Here is an 18,898-nt window from a genome sequence, read left to right as displayed (position 1 = left end):
TTTAATATGCAAAAATAGACTTTGATTATGGATTTTCAACATTTTTTAGAATATGTTCCTCATTTCGCTCAAGCGAAACTTCCGGCGATGGAGGCGCATCTTAAAATGGCTCCATTTGAAAGAATGGAAAGCTTGAAAAATGCATTCAGCGAAAATAAAGACCCAAGAATGGCTGCTGTTATGATGTTGTTTTACCCAAAGAATGGGATGACGCATTTAGTTTTAATTGTTCGGAATGCCTATGAGGGTGTTCATTCTGGACAAATAGCATTCCCCGGAGGGAAGTGGGAAACAGAAGATGAAGATTTTTCTGCAACCGCATTACGGGAAACGCATGAAGAGGTTGGGATACGCCCTAGTCAAATGGAAATTATTAAGTTATTTACGCCTACCTATATTCCTCCAAGTAACTTTATGGTCTATCCTTATTTAGGAATTTGTAAAGAGGAAGTTTGTTTTGTGCTAGATCCAACTGAAGTTTCTCGTATCATTGAATTGCCCTTATCTGTTTTTCTAAGCGATAAAATTATCATTGAGGCAAAACTGACTACTTCTTATGCCAAAAACATAAGTGTTCCTGCCTTCGATATTGATGGTCATGTTGTTTGGGGCGCTACGGCAATGATGCTTAGCGAGTTAAAAGATGTTTTGAAGTCGGTTTTGGAGGTAGAAAAAAAGTTAGGATAAATTTCGAGCAATCAAGGTTGTTATTTCAGTGGGGCATATACGGATAACATTAGAGTACAAAAAATAATTTCGTAAGTTTGTAAAGCAAATTTAGAAGATAAACATACAATTATATGGGGTTATTTAAGAGAAATCCTTTTGGTCACATCCTTTTCGTAAAGAGATGGTTGATTCGAATTTTCGGAGGGTTTACCCATAGGCGTTATAGAGGCTTCAACGAATTACAGATTGAAGGCTCAGAGATTATTAGAAATTTACCAGACACTAACGTGCTATTTATATCGAATCATCAAACTTACTTTGCTGATGTCGTAGCCATGTTTCATGTATTTAACGCTAGTTTAAAAGGGAGAGAGAACAATATAAAAGATGTATTGTACTTATGGAATCCCAAATTGAATATCTATTATGTGGCCGCCAAAGAAACGATGCAAGCTGGTTTGCTGCCAAGGATAATGGCGTATGCAGGTGCAATTAGCGTAGAGCGAACCTGGCGTGCAAAAGGCAAGGACGTTAGCGATAAAAAAGACGTAAATCCTAATGATACCGAAAATATTAAAATTGCACTTAAAGATGGTTGGGTGATTACATTTCCGCAAGGAACAACTAAATCATTCAAGCCTGTTCGTAAAGGGACAGCGCATATAATTAAAGAACACCGTCCTATAGTGGTTCCTATTGTTATCGATGGTTTCCGTCGTTCATTTGATAAAAAAGGTTTGCGTATGAAAAAGAAGGGAATTTTACAATCCTTTATTATTAAAGAGCCTCTTGAGATTGACTATGACAATGATTCTATTGATGATATCGTGGAAAAAGTAGAATACGCAATCGAGCAACATTCTTCTTTTCTAAAAGTAATTCCAGTCGAAGAAGTCGACGAGCAAGAGAAATTAAATAAGCTTCGTAAATGGGAATATTAATAGGTAAGAAATACCATTTTTTACATAAAATAAAAAGCCAGCAATTATTTAAAATTGCTGGCTTTTTTGTTTGAAAAAAATAAATACCACTACTACAAGTCTATCTTCTTCAGTTCTTTATAATTGGCATGCAACCTTCTCAGTAAAATACCATATAGCAGTCTGTAGAATAACCAAAACAATCCAAATAGCACGATGGTAACTAAGGCCAATATACCAATAGTGATCGCCATTATTTTTGGGTCATGTTCAATTTTTTCTCTCAAAACAGCAGTTTCAGGATTATAAAATAAAGCAATTATAAATCCAACAATTAAACCAAACACAATCATTGCCAGATTGTACCAAACATAGTATTGTACCGTTTTACGGGTTTTCAAAATATCTTTCATCAATTGTTTTGTGGAAGCTATTGTTGAAATTCGAATGTAATTCTTATAAAACAAATAAATAAAGATGACGATTACTCCATAACTTAAATAGGTAAATATCCTTAAATACGAAATGAATCCTTTGTTATTTATCTTTTCAAGATAGTCATCTGCATTAAAAATTAAGCTGAGACAGGTCCATAGCATTACCTCCAAAATACTGATGATTAAAATCCACTTCACAATGGAAGACGATTTTTTATGAATCATTTTGTAAATTTCTATTTCTGATATCTGATCAAAAGAATCCTTGTTCTTTTGCCAGTCTTTTTTTAATAAATCCAGCTCTTTCATATTCCTTAAGGATTTAATATTTTTTTTAGTTTTCCCTTTATTCTATTCATTTTCACTCTAGCATTCACTTCGCTAATCCCTAAAGTTTCCGCTATCTCGCGGTAATCCTTATCCTCGAGGTACATAAAAACCAAAGCTTTCTCAATGTCGTTTAATTGATATACAGCCTTGTACATAAGCTTAATTTGCTCCTCTTCCTCATAATTATACTCTACGTCCTTAATAAAGTGCTGACGGCCCTCATATTCAACGGTAGATAATGATCGTTTGTTTTTTCTGTATAATGTGATTGCCGTGTTCAGCGCTACACGATAGGCCCAAGTAGAAAATTTGCTGTCGCCTCTAAATTTTGGAAATGCTTTCCATAATTGAATCGTCACTTCTTGAAATAAGTCTTTATGTGAATCTTCACAATCAGTATATAACCGACAAATTTTGTGGATTATATTCTGATTTTCCTTCAATTGCGTAACAAAAGAATGTTCTAGATTTTCACTCATAACTCATTAGTGTACTTCAAGTCAATTTTGTTACAAAGTAATACAATTTTTAGGAGCACAACCATTTACTTTAACATTTACGCCTTGTCCCGCTGTACATTCTAATCTCCCTAAAAGGCAAATCGGGAGGATTACCATTTCCATCGGGGCTATTTAAGTATTTCTATTTTTCACAATGACATTTTCTCTCAAATGTTTTAAGGAAGTAATAAGGCAAAATGGAAACATGATATAATTGAGGAGTTGTAAGTACTCCAATTGAAGTATAGAACTAATCATAAAAAAAGCCCTCTATGAAATTTCATAAAGGGCTTTAGATTGGGTGTTTTGTTGACTATTTGTTGCAGTCTGAATAATCTACATTAAAAGTATATTTTTTATCACTTACTTTTTGAATAGCAGGATTGTTTTTGTGGTCTGGCTTGTAAGAAGCACCAGTACCTAAATCAACTCCAATTCCTATTAAGCCCCATGAAATTACAGATAAAATGAAATTACCGGTTCTGAAAGCATTATTAAATGTTTGTGTTTTTGTATCACAACCATCCTCTTTCATTTCTACGTTTAATGCTTTATTTCTAGGAAATAAACCAGTCACTTGACCGTTACCCATTTTTTGACCGTCAACATAGATTTGGGCATTTGGATGATCTTTAGCAACGATTGTTCCTTCGTAACGGCTTCCACCAAACATAACGCCACAGCTATTTAAAAAAAGTAGCATAGATAGTGACAAGGCGATAACTGTAAATCTTTTTTTCATGAATTTGTTTGTTAAATAATTAATATGGAATGCGAAAATAGTAATATAAATAGTACAAACAATAATTTATTATGGATTATTTTAGTACTAAATTGCTGACGCTTTTATTTTCGTGAATTATATTTATAATTTTTAATATGAGCCATTTCTCAAATCTTCCTTAACTTTGTTTTTACATAATACTAGATACAAACATGAATATCCCTAATTCAAATTTGCCGAGAATCGTAATTATTGGTGGTGGTTTTGCAGGAATTGCTCTAGCCAAAGAACTAAAGAATCAAAAAGTACAAGTAGTTCTTTTAGACAAGCATAATTACCACACTTTTCAGCCGCTATTATATCAAGTGGCTACAGGAGGTCTTGAGGCTGGTTCTATTGCCTACCCCATCCGTAAGGTTATTCAGGAATATGATGATTGTTATTTCCGACTCACTTCTGTTCAGGAAATAGATACTAAGAATAAAAAGATCATTGCCGAAATTGGAGAATTAAGCTATGATTATCTTGTTATTGCTACAGGGTCGAAAACCAATTATTTTGGTAATAAAGACATTAAACGATATAGTATGGCGATGAAAACCATACCGCAATCACTAAACATCAGAAGCCTTATCCTAGAGAATTTTGAGCAAGCAGTTTTAACTACTGATGTTGCTGAAAAGAATAGTTTAATCAATTTTGTACTTGTAGGTGGTGGCCCCACGGGAGTAGAGTTGGCTGGTGCTCTCGCCGAGATGAAAAAGGCAATTCTACAAAAGGATTATCCCGATTTAGATATAGCAAAAATGGAAATTAACCTCATTCAGAGCGGCGATAGGATTCTTAATACCATGACGGAAAAGTCATCAATGGCCGCCGAAAAATTCTTAGTCGAACTTGGTGTAAAGATTTGGAAGAATGTTCGTGTGACTAATTATGATGGCCGTACCATAACTACTAATTCTGATTTGGCTTTTGATACGGCCACTGTAATATGGACTGCGGGAGTTCAGGGAGCTTTAGTAGCGGGTCTTGATGCTAATTCTTTAGTGGAAAGAGTAGAACGCATCCGTGTCAATCAGTTCAGCCAAGTGAAAGGTTATGATGATATTTTTGCTGTCGGAGATATCGCTTCTATGGAAACAGAGGAGTATCCAGAAGGACATCCTATGATGGCTCAACCTGCTTTGCAGCAAGGAAAACTACTGGGGGAAAATATTGTGAAATTAATTCAAAATAAAGCCATGGAACCATTCGAATACAATGATAAGGGATCGATGGCAACTATAGGTCGCAATAAAGCTGTAGTAGATTTACCTAATTACCATTTCAGCGGTGTTTTTGCTTGGTTTGTTTGGATGTTTGTTCATTTATTCTCGCTAATAGGATTCAAAAATAAAGCCGTGGTTTTCTTAAACTGGGTTTATAATTATATTCGTTTTGATCGTGAAGGCCGTTTGATCATCAGGCCCTACAAAAAGAAAAGCTTTACTGCTTTTACTAGTGATGAGGTTTGATTATAGTAGGAGTTATTGATAGTTTATAAAGGACAGAGTTGCCCTAATGTATTTACTTAAATACTTGGAAAACAATTTGGAACTAAGAGATGATTCTTAAAAAAACGGATGTGTTAAAGGCTGTAATATCATTCTTACGAGTCTGATAATCAGCGTATATTGACATGTGATATCATTCTTACAATGTACTGATTAACAGTAATTTAACTTATTTTTAGTATTTATAACTTGTTGAAAATGAGATACTTACATTTGAATTATTTCCTACATTTTTGCGCCCTATTTTTTTAAACAGTTTTAAATTAATTTAGACTTTTAAACCAAGTCCTAAAATTAATGAAAAGCATTATTATTTCCAATTTCAAACCCATTCTTGTGGGAAAATTATTCGACCAACAAAAACTTAATCAATACACCAAGTTTCTTTACCACCATTTTCAAAATCTAGCGGTAACGAATGAAGTTGTAGATGATGAGATTCAAATGGTACCGAGTAGTTTTGATGAGATATCAAATCAAGTCGACAAATATTCTATTCCTTCGGAAAGTATTAATAAACGACAAGTTCTTATTTTTGAAGAGGTGGAAGATTTTATTGAAAATAAAATTAATACGACTTCGCCTTCAGATTATCACTTCCCTTCAAGCTTAGCCACAAAAACAGGAGATACATTTGGACCCAAAATAGGAGTTCGAATGGAATGGTTCAAAAATAAGATGGGGTATGTTTTTGACGAGTTTTATTCAGATATTGATAAAGCTCCTGAAAACTTAGTTCACGTGACTTGTTCCGGTTACTCTTCTCCTAGTGTTGCCCAACAGGCCGCAATAAGTAGAGAATGGGAAACGACCCAAGTTACACATTCCTATCAAATGGGTTGTTACGGGGCTTTTCCGGCCATTCGTACGGCGAGTAGCCTCATAAGTGGTAGTACAACTAATGGAAGAGCTGATGTGGTTCATACCGAGTTGCTTTCAGCGCATTTAAATTTAACTGAATTTTCTATAGCAAATACGATGATTTGCTCTCTTTTTGCTGATGGCTTTATTGGGTATTCTTTGTATGAAGAAGATTCTTTCATGAACGATGAGACGATATTAGAGAAAAAAGGTTTGCGAATCTTGGCTTCACATGAAGTTATTATTCCAGATTCATTGGAGGATATGTCTTGGGAAATAGGCGAGTACAATTTTTTAATGACCCTTTCAAAGAGAGTTCCTGTTTTTATCCGTAAAAATATCAAGGGTTTTCTATCGACACTTTGCGCTAAAGTAGGCGTTGATCTTGAAGAGGAAAAATCTAAAATGCATTTCGCCATACATCCAGGTGGACCCAAAATTATTGATTATGTAGTAGATGCAATTGGAATAACTAAAGAACAAGCCAGCTGGTCCTATGATATATTGTATCGTCATGGAAACATGTCGTCAGCCACGGTACCTCATATTTTTAATGAAATCGTCAACGATTCAAATATACCAGCAGGAACTAAAATTGTTGCAATGGCATTTGGACCCGGTCTTACCGCCACAGGATTGCTACTGGAAAAAATATAAGTATCGTCTAGAATACAAACTAATAAACAATTATTCTTCTAGAGATAATTTAGAATGATAAGACTGTGATGAGTTATAAAAAGTAAGCTAGACAATGATATCTCCGGAATTGTTTTTATAACTCATTATTTTTTTTACTGTAATAATTCACCATCAAATTCACAAACTTACTGTAACTCTGGATACCATCTTGCTGTTGATTCAATTTTAAGAATTGATCATAAAATAGATAAAAACCAGTTTCGACAGGTGTTTTATGTTCCTTTCTAAAATTGATGCTTTCCTGGTAGTTTTTTAATATTCCAGGATGAACCGTTTTTAGTAAGTGGTCAAATGATTCCTCGTTGCTATATTCCAAAATTCCTAAGCAGTACCTCAAAGCGTAACTGTAGCCTGAATATTTAATATACAAATTGTCATTTTTTACCGAAGCAAGGAAACCAATAAAATTGCATTCACTTTCGCTGGCAAATCCCATCTGGTGCGCCATTTCATGATTGGCTGTCATCGAGAAGCTATACATCGGGCCTAAATAGTTTACGTTGGCCTCATTCGAAAAAGGATTTAAATAACCACTAAATCCCATGTAAGTTAAGGGTACGCTAAATAATGATTTTTTAGTGCTTAAATTTAGAAAATGAAAGTTTTGATGTTGCTTCGATAAGTTATTGTAACCATTTAAGTTCATTGTAAAAGCCTGCTCTTGAGAATACGGAAAATCCACTTTTACGCTATCTGATTTTGTGATTTGTAGTTGAATTTGGTTCGTTTTTTCAATCAAGTTTTTAGTAAAACGCAACAAGTCAGCATTCGTATACTCTTTTTTAATTTCCATTTTTTCAAAAAGTGGTTTTCGGTAGTAGTTTAATGCCCAAAGCATATGAAACAAAAAATAAAAAACAGAGATAAAACTGAGTAACTGCAGGCTATTGTCTTTCCAATTTAGTTTCCAGGATTTTCTTTTGTTCCAGAACCATTTTGCAGCAACTAAAATTATAACGAAATAAAGACAATCCCCTAACGAAAAAGGAATGCTGCCTAATACTGCTCTTGAAAATTGAGATAGGATCAAATAGATGCCATTACTATAATAACGCTCCACGCTTTCGGGGAAAAACGAAATGATCTGCAGAAGAATTATTTGGACAATAAGGAGAAAAGGAAGAATGAATTTTTGTTTCACTAAGCGAAATTTTATTATGCATTGCTGCTTTTGTGTGAATGGTAAATATAGTAACTTTTTGTTTCATTGAGAGACACTAAGTTTTTTTACCATATAAGTCATATACGTTTTCTTTCACGGCCATTCTTAGACAGAGGGCCGCCATTTGCGAAGTTTTTTAAACAGATAAGTCATATAAGTTTTTGTTTCACAGAGAACCACAAAGTAAACCTAAAGAACCAGTAAATTGCAAATACAAAATCCAAAAAACGGGTCATTGTGAGGAGCGAAGCAATCACATTTGCTGAAATACATTATAGGTATACTTTTCTAGCTTCACTTTGTGATTTTTTTTATCTGATGCCTCGCTATGAATAAGATTGCTAATTTTCTCTCTTGAACATTATCTATTTGCAGTTGCTCGCGTGAAGGGGAGGAGCTAACTACCAAAGTAGTGCGTATCACCTGACAGCACTATAGAAAGGGGCGTATTTAGCCCAAAAATAAGTAAGCGCCTTTTTAGAGTGGTGGCACGCCCCAAAAAAAATAGTAGTTGTTTTTAGATGAGAAATTGGCGCGTAACACTGAAAACGATTTTAAACTTTGTAACTTTGAGCTTTAAAAATGTTAAACTTCAAACAACAATAAATGAGTCAAGAGATAAGAAATTTAGAACCAAAGGCACTTTGGAATAAGTTTGCCGATTTGAATGCCGTTCCTCGTCCTTCAAAAAAAGAAGAAAGAGTGATTGAGTTCATGAAAAACTTTGGTGAAAGCCTAGGTTTAGAGACTTTTGAAGATGATATTCGTAATGTTATTATTCGCAAGCCAGCGACTCCAGGAATGGAAAACCGTAAAGCGATAGTAATGCAGGGGCACTTGGATATGGTGCACCAAAAAAATTCGGATACTGTTTTTGATTTCGATACTCAAGGAATCGATATGTATGTAGACGAAGACTGGGTACGTGCTAGAGGAACTACGCTTGGAGCAGATAATGGATTAGGTGTTGCCGCAATTATGGCAATTTTAGAAAGCACTGATATTGCGCATCCTGCTATTGAAGCTTTGTTTACTATTGACGAAGAGACTGGAATGACGGGTGCTTTGAATCTAAAAGGCGGAATTCTGCAAGGACAAATTCTTTTGAATTTAGATACAGAAGAGGATGACGAAATCGACATTGGCTGTGCTGGTGGAATTGACGTTACTGCTACTGCTGAGTACGATGAAGAGGAAACTCCTGAAGGTTCTGTAGGGTATTCAATTACTGTAAAAGGATTAAATGGTGGGCATTCAGGAATGGATATTCACAAAGGACTGGGGAATGCTAATAAAATTATGAACCGCTTGTTATTTGATGGTTTTGATAATTTTGGATTGCAAATTGCTGAAATTAAAGGAGGAAGCCTTCGTAATGCTATTCCACGTGAAAGTGTGGCGCAAGTAATTATTGCTTCGGTATTTGATGAAGCATTTGTGTTTGATATGCAGCAAGTGGTTAATGATATAAAAGCAGAATTAAAAACGACTGAACCTAACTTAGAGGTGGTTTTTGAGAAACTGGATACTACACCGGCAAAAGTAATGCCTTCTATTGCTCAGTATTATTTTGTGAGAGCGATGTATACTGCTCACAACGGCGTGTATAGAATGAGCGCTGACTTTGCTGATTTAGTAGAAACGTCTAATAATATAGCCAAAGTTGTTTTAGGAGAAGGAAAGCTGTCTGTACAGTGTTTAACGCGTTCGTCTGTAGAGACGGCTAAGTTTGATTTAGCGAATGCTTTGACATCCGCTTTTGAATTAATGGGATGTGAAGTGGAGCTTGCAGGATCGTATCCTGGTTGGACACCAAATGCTGAATCTGAAATTCTAGATGTGTTAGTGCCTATTTATGAGAAACAAACGGGTGAAAAACCAAGCGTTGTTGCCTGTCATGCAGGTTTAGAATGTGGAATTCTGGGAACAAATTATCCAGAGATGGATATGATTTCTTTTGGGCCAACTATTCGTGGAGCGCATTCACCTGATGAAAGAGCGAGTATTTCATCATCTCAAAAATTCTGGAAATTTTTGGTGGAAATTTTAGCAAATATTCCTGTAAAATAACAATTGGATTCAATTATAAAAATTAACCCTCGTTTAGTAATAAACGAGGGTTTGTTATTTAAAAGAATTACTCTCTTTTGGGAGCGTTTTTTTTCTCTCTTTTTTCTTCTTTCTTTTCTTTAGCCGTTTTAAGAGGCTCTTTCTTGGCGGTTTTCTTCGCGTCTTGACTTTTTGCCATGATATCAGTATTTGGATTTTCTTGTTTAATGTAAGTAAATGTATGTAATATTTTGGTTTCTTCTAAATATTATTTTAAAAAACCCCCTATCACGTTAGTAATTGGGGATATATAGTTTTTATGTAAGTGATTCATTAAAATTGAGAATGTAGCTTAATTACCTTTTTTTCAAGATTTTATATTCTTCATAACAGCCGCTAATAGCATCCATTATTTGTAGGTCATTTGCAGTTTTAATAAAGGATTCAGAGTAATTACAGCGCTGCAATATTTCGGGTATTTCTTTTTTATCAATCCCTAGAAGTACCGCAAGGGTCTCTCTATCAAATTTAGATTCTAAAAGATTACGCACTGTATCGTCCTTCCTCATTTCTTTTAATTTTTTTAATTCTTTTGGGTTTTTACCAAAGAAATTATAAAGCATATCTGTGGGGTTGAAAATGGAGCCGAGAACTCTTCCAAATGCATTTGGAGAGTATTCACCAGCTTCATATCCATGTGTTAAGCCAGAAATACTATATCGGTAATTTTCGCTTGTAGGAATTGTTTTTGAATCTACTTCTAGATATCCTGTTAAGTTGAATGGTCTAATTACTACTTCTTCAAGCGCAATAGCACTCTCAGTCAGGAAGATTTTAGCTACTTTGTTTTTGATCCAGTCATTTGTCACTTTAACTCGCAGTGATTGAAATCCTAAAAGGGAAATGTGTAAAGTATCGGTTGGTTGGACATCAATTTCAAAATAACCATTAGAGTCGGTTCGAGCTCCTCTAACTTTATTGATATTGATAATATTTGCATTAATCAATGCCGACTTAGTGTTGTCGTTATAGATAAAACCGGATACTTTTTGGGAGTGAACTATCTCTTGTGCAGTTGCGGTTAAGGATAGTGCTAAAAAAAAGAGAACTATAAAATATTTCATAAACTGATTTAAAACTTTAAAAGTAGTAAAACAGGATTAAATATTTTATAGTTCTCTTATAATTATAAGAAAATTAACAATAGATGTTAGTCTCTTCTTGGTCTTCTTGGTCTAGGTGCGTCACCAAAACTTTCAGAACGTCTAGGAGCTCTGTCTGAAGAACCTTCGCTTCTTGGAGCTGAGCTTCTTCCGCCAAAACCACCTTCTCTTGGAGCTGAGCTTCTTCCGCCGAAACCACCTTCTCTTGGAGCAGAGTTTCTATCGCTTCTAAAACCACCACCACCAGAACCTTCTCTTCTTGGTGCAAAACTACCTTCTCTTCTTGGAGCAGAACTTCTTCCGCCACCAAAACCACCACCAGAACTTCTTCCGTTGTGGTCACGTCTTCCGCCACCATCATTTTTAGAAATTTCAACATTGATACGACGTCCTTCTAATTGTACGTTATTCAATACTTCCATAACTTTATCTGTATGCTCAGGATCTGTGTTAAAGAAAGAGAAACCTTCTTTTACGTCTACTTTGAAAACGTCATCACGACCTAAGTCTAATGTCTCTTTCAAGTAATCTTTTAATGACATCCAATCGAAGTTATCTCTAGAACCTATGTTCACAAAATATCTTGTTGCGCCACCATTATTATCTCTTGGAGCACCATCTCTGTCATCACGTCTTTCAGAACCTGAAGCTTGATTAGAGATGTCTCTAGTTTTCTTGTAATAGTTGATGAAACGGTTGAATTCAACAGAAACCATTTTCTTGATTAACTCTTCTTTCGATAAGTCTTCAAGTACGTTATTAATTGCAGGAAGATAGTTGTCAATTTCATGATCAACTTCTACATCTTTAATCTTATTAGCTAAGTGCAATAATTGGATTTCGCAGATTTCGATTCCTGAAGGAACTGTTTTTTCCTCGAATTTTTGTTTGATGATTCTTTCGATAGAAGAAATCTTACGTAATTCGCTTTTAGTTACAATTACAATAGAAGTACCTAATTTACCAGCACGACCAGTACGACCTGAACGGTGATTGTAAGTTTCTATTTCGTCAGGTAGTTGATAGTTTACTACGTGAGTAATGTTATCAACGTCAATTCCACGTGCTGCAACATCAGTAGCTACAAGCATTTGGATTTGTCTTCCTCTAAAAGATTTCATTACACCATCACGTTGCGCTTGAGATAAATCTCCGTGCAATGCAGCAGCGCTGTATCCATCTTCTACTAATTTCTCAGCAACAGCTTGTGTATCACGTTTTGTTCTACAGAAAACTACAGAAAAGATATCTGGATTAGCATCAGCTAAACGTTTCAAAGCTTCATAACGGTCACGTGCGTTTACAAGGTAAAACTCATGTGAAACCGTAGCAGAACCTGAATTCTTAGCTCCTACAGTAATTTCAATTGGGTCACGCATGAATTGTTTTCCAATTCTAGCAACTTCTGCTGGCATTGTAGCCGAGAATAACCATGTGTTTTTTTCGTCTGGCGTAGTTGATAAGATGTTTACGATATCTTCGTAGAAACCCATGTTCAACATTTCGTCAGCTTCGTCAAGAATACAATAATTAATTTGAGAAATGTTTACCAATCCTCTGTTAATCATATCTTGCATTCTTCCTGGAGTTGCCACAATAATTTGTGCGCCTCTCTTAATTTCTCTTGCTTGGTCTGTTATGCTAGCTCCACCGTAAACTGCTACCACATTAATACCTTTTTCGTATTTAGAGTAGTTTTTAATTTCGTTGGTAATCTGCAAACAAAGTTCGCGTGTTGGAGATAAAATTAATGCTTGTGTATTTCTGTTGTCGGCATCAATTTTCTGAATAACTGGAAATCCAAATGCTGCCGTTTTCCCTGTCCCTGTTTGAGCCAACGCAACCATATCTGTGTCTTTTTCCAATAATAGGGGAATCGCTTTCTCCTGTACTTCGGTCGGATTCTCAAATCCTAGATCTAAAATCGCCTTCAGTAACGATTCACTCAATCCTAATTGTTCAAATTTATTCATATGTGTTTTTAAAATAGGGTGCAAAAGTACTGTTAATATTTGAGATAAACTAATGCTATTTCAAGTTTTGGCGTTTTATTATTATTTGATTATCAGAAAGTTAGATTTTTATTTTTAGATTTAGCGCTCTGAATTTGGATTTGAATAAAGAAATAAGAGTGCGAACAGCAAATTTCCGAATTAAAATCGTTGGATTTTAACACTTATTTTTCATTTTTCAAAAAGCTGATTAGTAGTTGCGTTGCCTTTCCTCTGTGACTGATCTGATTTTTTAATGCAGACGATAGTTCCGCGAAAGTTTCCTTATACCCTACAGGTTGAAAGATAGGATCATAACCGAAACCTTCACTTCCGGCTCTGGCTAAGGATATTTGGCCTTTGGCTATACCTGTAAAGTGATATTGGTTTCCCTTTATATTTAGCGTAATTACCGTTTTGAAATGCGCGTTCCTATTGGATTTATCAGATAAGGCTTCCAGTAGTCTATCCATATTGTCTTCAGAACTGCGTTGTTCACCCGCATACCTGGCAGAGTATACCCCGGGAGCTCCGTTCAGGGCTTCCACTTCGAGTCCTGTGTCATCAGCAAAACAATCGTAGCCATACTTTTCAGTTACATAATTAGCTTTTAATATGGCATTCCCTTCTATAGTGTCAGCAGTTTCTGGAATCTCCTCATGACAACCGATATCTTCCAAGCTTACTATTTCTATACTTGATGGAAGTAGTTGTTGAATTTCCTTTATTTTGTTTTTGTTGTTTGAAGCGAAGACGAGTTTCATTTGTTTTTATTTTGGATGTATCAAAGGTAAGTGTTTTTTGAAATAGGTCTCAGTTATATTGGTTTGCTTAATTGTATGGGATTTCTTTATTTTTTTTAAAGGCGTTAAATCAAAGTTAAAATACTATTTTTCAATGTATTAAGGTGGTGTGTGTCGTATCTTTGAGTATGACTTCGGTTTGTTATTGATTATGGCCATCTGCAAGGAGTAGCGTATTTGATAATCAGTTATATCGAAAGGTATAAGTTGATGATGATAAACCAAAGTCTAAATATTGGAGGTCTGTAAAAAGACCTCCTTTTTTATTGGAGTTAATCGTGAGAATAGGATTCCTCATTAATCTGGTATTTACATAGTAATTTGATATTAGTATAAAAAGAACTCAATTGATGACTATAAATAAATGAATTGTCGACATAATTGACAATTGTGTAAAGCCGTACTGAATTAAAGTTAATTATCGGTTAAGGTGTTGATTTACAATGGTTTTGTTGGAATTATTTGTATCTTTGATATGTGGTTTTGATTAATTACTTGTGTATTTCAATCTTCACATGAGAATGATAACGCAATATTCAGCTATACTATATTATAGGTATGAGTTGATAATGGTAAATCAGAACTAACAATTGGAGGGCTTTAATAGCCCTCCTTTTTTTTAAACATCTAAGTTTGCCTTAGTACTTCGTAACGCTTCCCAAGTTGTCTAGGAAATACAAATCAGAGAGATATGTGAATTCATCCCCATGCATAAAGATACTACCGTCAACCTCTTCATAACTTGATTTCCCTACTGCTGCAAGTAGTTCATTTGCTAGATGTAAGGTGTTTTTGTGGAAACGAAAAATGCGTTCTGACTTATCTGTTACAACCAAGCCTTTCATTAACATTTTATCTTGTGTAGCAACTCCCCGTAGGACAGGTATTGTTATTGATCTCAATGACTGAATGCAGCATAATAAAAACATAAAATCTCTGGCGCTGTTGTGCATATCAGCTCCCATTGCGATTGCTCTAACTATGGAGTAACCTCAGATTATTTTGCCACTGCATATTACGCGTATTTTATCTCGAATATTTAGGCTGATTAATGTTTTGTCAACAAAGGTTAGTGCAGGTTCAAATGGCATTCCTACAGCGTCTGAAAATAGGAGTGGTGCAGCACCTGTTCCACTCTCAGCACTATCAACCGTTATAAAGTCTGGAAAACAATTCTGCAGTATAATTTCTTGGCAAATTAATTCAAATTCGTTTGTCTGACCGAAGTATAGTTTAAAGCCAGTAGGTTTTCCATCAGTATTTCGTTAAATAAAATACTGTTGTATCTATGGCGCAATAGTTTCAAGGGAATATCTAAAATAACCTATAATAGAGAAATTTCTAAGAATGACATGTTTGGTCTGGTTGTTATTTAAAAGCCCAATAAATAATAGTACTAATAAATAGGTAGGAGTAGCCATTGTTAAAGTAGAAATGCGCTGCACTACTAATAACAAAGGCGGCAATTCCATAAACGAAAAATTCCATTCTCATAGCAACGATTTTTGTAAACCTCTAATTTAGTATGAATATAAGTTCTTTCGTATATTTAATTATTATAAAAAATATTCTATAATTGCATAAACGGAAATGAATTAGTAAAACTTAAAATGCAGTTTCTACGTAAATACGATTAATATAAAGAATTAAATACAAGAATGAAAAAATATACCACCGCGAGTAATGCTTTTATGATTTTCTTTTTTATGCTCATTTTTAGCAATACATATTCGCAATATGTATTTCAGGCTGATACATTGCCTGAGGAAATATCTTTACATAAGTATGCGACTATTGCCGATGTGGGGCAGAAAGAATTAAATATTCAATATATAATGAGTCATTATGATGCATTGAATCCTAGAGCATTAAAAACGGCAAACGATGATTTAGGATTTACCCAAAATAATTTTTGGGCAAATTTGACACTTCAAAATCCAACTGATTCAGACTTACATTATTATTTAGAAACTGCATTGCCGATAACGGATCTAGTGGAGTTATATACGATTGACGAAGTTTCTGGTAAAATTTCAAAGGCAGTAAGTGGAGATGTCTTAGCTTTTTCAAAAAGAGCATATGATAATCGCAGGACCATTTTTAAAATTGACATCCAGTCTAAGTCAAACTTAAAATTATTTCTGCATTTAAAAAGTGATGGAGAAGTGCTTAAGATACCGTTGATTTTGCGCACGGCCGATAACTTTATGCAGAAGATTTCTTTTGAACAATTAGTTTTCGGATTTTTTTATGGCATTTTGGCAATTGTGGCTGTAATTTACTTTTTTTTCTTTTATGCTTTGGGGAATTTTACCTTTTTGTATTATAGTTTATATGTTGTTTTTGTAGGTCTCTTGCAATTTGCATTAGATGGTTTTTTCTATGAATTTGTAACTCCTTTTGGCGGGTGGTTTTCAAACCATTCCATACTTTTTATTGCGATAATTGCCGTTTTTTTATCGGGAAAATATAGCGAAGTATTTTTGAAAATAAAAAAGTACAGTAGAACGATTTACATTTTGTTTAATGTTGCTTATGTGTTACTCTTTACATTATTAGCTTGTGTGATTTTATTTCCTTCACTCTTGTTGCTTTGCTATATTTTAGTAAATGTACTTACACTAGTATTCCTGGTCTTGATCGTATATTCTATAATTTACCTGTATTACAAGAGAAAACCGGTAGACTCTTTTTTCTCGGCCGGTATTTTGTTTTTGATTGTTGGATTTAGCGTATTTATATTGCATAATTTCGGACTACTTCCTAGTAGTTTTCTGACTCAAAATAGTTCTAAGTTGGGAACTGGCATGGAAGTTATTTTCCTTTCACTTTCGATGTCTAATTTAATAAGAAGTTTAAAAAACGAAAAAAATGAGCTGAATCGAATTGCTTTGGTTCGCTCAGAGGAGATGAATGATCTAAAAACTTATTTTTTATCCAATATTAGCCACGAGTTGCGAACCCCATTAAATGCAATCATGAATTTAATAGATTCTGTGTCGAATGAAGTAGAAGATGAAAAAATCAGAAAGAATTGCCAAGTCATAAAATATTCGTCCCATAGCTTACTGAGTTCCGTTAATGATATTTTAGATTTTTCTAAAATTGAAAAAAAAGAAATGAAATTAGAGAAAATCACCTTTAGCCCAGGGAAAATTCTAGAGGGTTTAAAAAACAATGCAGAAATACGAGCGAAAGACAAAGGGCTAGACTTTCAATTTTCGATCTCAAATGATATGCCTGCGGTTATTAAAGGAGATGAAACTAGATTAGTACAGGTTGTAAATAACGTGCTTAGTAATGCCATTAAATTTACGTCTGAGGGCTTTGTGAATTTTAATGTGAGTGTTCTGATGAAAGAGGATAATAAGGTACGTTTAATATTGAAGGTTTCTGACTCAGGAGTGGGAATACCAAAAGAAAAAATGGATAGTATTTTTGATTCGTTTTCTCAAAATAATATCGATAATAAAAGAAAATTCGGAGGACTTGGTCTCGGGTTGTTCATTGTTAAAACGTTAGTCGATATGCAAGATGGGACAATCAAAATGGAAAGTAGAGTGGGCGATGGTACAAGTTGTGAAATTTCAATTGATTATGATATTATCGAGTCAAAAAGAATTGAAGTAGTTTCTTCTGAACCGGCTGTTTATGATTTGGGAGGAAAAACTATTCTAGTGGTAGAGGACAATGCGATGAATCAGATGGTCATTAAGATGATCACAAAGAAATGGTTGAACACCACTGTTCTTTATGCTAATAATGGTCAGGAAGGGTTAGATGTATTGAAGGTAAATAAAATTGATATTGTTTTAATGGATCTCCAAATGCCGGTTATGGATGGTTATGAAGCAACAATTGCGATAAGAAATGGTGAAGTAGGAGTAGAAAATGCAAACATTCCTATTATCGCGGTAACTGCTGACGTCATGGAAAGCACAAAATCACGTGTCGCAGAAATAGGAATGAACCATTATTTATCTAAGCCAATTAAAAAAGAAGCTTTATATGATATCGTTAAGGAATTAGCCTAGCTAAAACGCAATCGTACGTAAACATGTTTGATCCCTTTTTTTTCTGAATCTCTTTCGTCAATTTCTAGGATATCGGTCAGGGATTTTAACATCGGAGTTAGCTTTGCGAAACCATAATTACGTGGGTCAAATTCGGGTTTTCTTTTTACTATAAAGTTCCCGACATCACCAAGAAAAGCCCAACCGTCATCATCACAAATGTCTTCTATAGTACTTTCAATAAGTTCTATGGTTTGTGTGTCTATTTTATTAAGTGATGATTTCTCGATAGGTTTTTCAATCGTTTTTTCAACGGGTTTCCCAACTGGTTTTTTAGTATCTGCAGAACGTTTTTTAGCTTTTTTCTGAATAGCACCATCCAAAACTTCGATGTAAATAAATCGGTCACAAGCTACTATAAAAGAATTAGGGGTTTTTTTCTCTCCAATTCCAATAACTTTCATTCCAGATTCTCTTAATCGAATCGCTAATCGCGTAAAGTCAGAATCACTGGAAACGATACAAAATCCATCGACTTTATCAGAATACAATAAGTCCATAGCGTCAATAATCATGGCAGAATCTGAAGAATTTTTCCCTACGGTGTAGCTATATTGTTGAATAGGTGTTATGGCATGTTCTAGTAAAACACCTTTCCATCCATTTGCATTGGGTTTTGTCCAATCGGCATAAATGCGTTTTGTAGTTGGTGTTCCGTATTTGGCAATTTCTTCCATCATTCCTTTTACATTGCTATAGGGAACATTGTCTGCGTCAATTAGAACAGCCAATTTTAATTCTTTTGTATCTTGTGCCATAAATTAAGTCGAATTGAAATATTTATTCAAAGGTACAAAGTTTATTACTGAAAACTAATTTTTGCGGTTCTCAGCATGGCATATAGGGCGTTTTTGCGGCTGAAAAGTTAAGCGCGCGGGACGGGTACTAAAAAAAAATGACATAAAATCCTTTTTTAAGGTTTAAATAATTATTTTTGCAACTTCTTAAAATTAAAATTATT

At 34.6% G+C, this 18,898-nt stretch carries 14 protein-coding genes and 1 pseudogene; 6 read left to right on the top strand and 9 right to left on the bottom strand.

Annotated features, from left to right (window positions below; translation table 11 throughout):
* Positions 1–27: 27 nt before the first annotated feature.
* Together AAC069_RS06845 and AAC069_RS06840 are read left to right on the top strand one after the other, a co-directional pair.
* On the top strand, positions 28–687 hold the full coding sequence (locus AAC069_RS06845; protein ID WP_339919740.1) for a CoA pyrophosphatase: 660 nt from the start codon (positions 28–30) through the stop codon (positions 685–687).
* A gap of 113 nt (positions 688–800) precedes the next feature.
* Complete coding sequence (locus tag AAC069_RS06840; protein ID WP_339919738.1) at positions 801–1,610, top strand: lysophospholipid acyltransferase family protein; 810 nt, start codon at positions 801–803, stop codon at positions 1,608–1,610.
* Positions 1,611–1,702: 92 nt separating this feature from the next.
* Here AAC069_RS06840 and AAC069_RS06835 read toward each other — a convergent pair whose 3' ends face one another.
* The 3 genes from AAC069_RS06835 to AAC069_RS06825 all read right to left on the bottom strand — a co-directional run bounded on the left by AAC069_RS06835 (position 1,703) and on the right by AAC069_RS06825 (position 3,598).
* A complete protein-coding gene (locus AAC069_RS06835) occupies positions 1,703–2,335 on the bottom strand; it encodes a hypothetical protein (protein WP_339919737.1) in 633 nt (210 codons plus the stop codon).
* Between the two features lie 5 nt (positions 2,336–2,340).
* Positions 2,341–2,835, bottom strand: a complete 495-nt coding sequence (locus tag AAC069_RS06830; protein ID WP_074723875.1) for a sigma-70 family RNA polymerase sigma factor — start codon at positions 2,833–2,835, stop codon at positions 2,341–2,343.
* Positions 2,836–3,169: 334 nt separating this feature from the next.
* On the bottom strand, positions 3,170–3,598 hold the full coding sequence (locus tag AAC069_RS06825; protein WP_339919736.1) for a hypothetical protein: 429 nt from the start codon (positions 3,596–3,598) through the stop codon (positions 3,170–3,172).
* A 194-nt stretch (positions 3,599–3,792) separates the two neighbouring features.
* On the opposite strand from AAC069_RS06825, the gene AAC069_RS06820 reads away from it, so the two are divergent.
* Complete coding sequence (locus AAC069_RS06820; protein WP_339919735.1) at positions 3,793–5,097, top strand: NAD(P)/FAD-dependent oxidoreductase; 1,305 nt, start codon at positions 3,793–3,795, stop codon at positions 5,095–5,097.
* A 336-nt stretch (positions 5,098–5,433) separates the two neighbouring features.
* Positions 5,434–6,654, top strand: a complete 1,221-nt coding sequence (locus tag AAC069_RS06815) for a 3-oxoacyl-[acyl-carrier-protein] synthase III C-terminal domain-containing protein (RefSeq protein WP_339919733.1) — start codon at positions 5,434–5,436, stop codon at positions 6,652–6,654.
* Between the two features lie 115 nt (positions 6,655–6,769).
* Here AAC069_RS06815 and AAC069_RS06810 read toward each other — a convergent pair whose 3' ends face one another.
* Positions 6,770–7,837 (bottom strand): DUF3810 domain-containing protein, encoded by a 1,068-nt coding sequence (locus AAC069_RS06810; protein ID WP_339919732.1) that lies wholly within the window; start codon positions 7,835–7,837, stop codon positions 6,770–6,772.
* 627 nt (positions 7,838–8,464) lie between these two features.
* On the opposite strand from AAC069_RS06810, the gene AAC069_RS06805 reads away from it, so the two are divergent.
* Entirely contained in the window at positions 8,465–9,928 is a 1,464-nt protein-coding gene (locus tag AAC069_RS06805) for an aminoacyl-histidine dipeptidase (protein ID WP_339919731.1), read from the top strand.
* A gap of 335 nt (positions 9,929–10,263) precedes the next feature.
* Here the strand turns inward: AAC069_RS06805 and AAC069_RS06800 are convergent, their stop codons facing one another.
* The 4 genes and pseudogenes from AAC069_RS06800 to AAC069_RS06785 form a co-directional block, all read right to left on the bottom strand.
* On the bottom strand, positions 10,264–11,031 hold the full coding sequence (locus AAC069_RS06800) for a carboxypeptidase-like regulatory domain-containing protein (protein WP_339919729.1): 768 nt from the start codon (positions 11,029–11,031) through the stop codon (positions 10,264–10,266).
* A gap of 86 nt (positions 11,032–11,117) precedes the next feature.
* On the bottom strand, positions 11,118–13,043 hold the full coding sequence (locus tag AAC069_RS06795) for a DEAD/DEAH box helicase (RefSeq protein ID WP_091090303.1): 1,926 nt from the start codon (positions 13,041–13,043) through the stop codon (positions 11,118–11,120).
* 203 nt (positions 13,044–13,246) lie between these two features.
* Entirely contained in the window at positions 13,247–13,825 is a 579-nt protein-coding gene (locus AAC069_RS06790; RefSeq protein WP_339919728.1) for a non-canonical purine NTP diphosphatase, read from the bottom strand.
* 677 nt (positions 13,826–14,502) lie between these two features.
* Positions 14,503–15,021 (bottom strand): annotated as a pseudogene (locus AAC069_RS06785) (glutamate synthase-related protein).
* 501 nt (positions 15,022–15,522) lie between these two features.
* On the opposite strand from AAC069_RS06785, the gene AAC069_RS06780 reads away from it, so the two are divergent.
* Positions 15,523–17,898, top strand: coding sequence for a 7TM diverse intracellular signaling domain-containing protein (locus AAC069_RS06780; protein WP_339919727.1), 2,376 nt, complete (start codon positions 15,523–15,525; stop codon positions 17,896–17,898).
* Here the strand turns inward: AAC069_RS06780 and AAC069_RS06775 are convergent.
* Positions 17,895–18,695 (bottom strand): NYN domain-containing protein, encoded by an 801-nt coding sequence (locus AAC069_RS06775; protein WP_091090289.1) that lies wholly within the window; start codon positions 18,693–18,695, stop codon positions 17,895–17,897. The two genes, AAC069_RS06780 and AAC069_RS06775, sit on opposite strands and share 4 nt — an antisense overlap.
* Positions 18,696–18,898 lie beyond the last annotated feature (203 nt).

The sequence above is a fragment of the uncultured Flavobacterium sp. genome (assembly GCF_963974175.1).
GTDB lineage: Bacteria > Bacteroidota > Bacteroidia > Flavobacteriales > Flavobacteriaceae > Flavobacterium.
The sequence above is the reverse complement of the archived record's forward strand: the minus strand, read 5'-3'. Positions and strand labels throughout refer to the sequence as shown.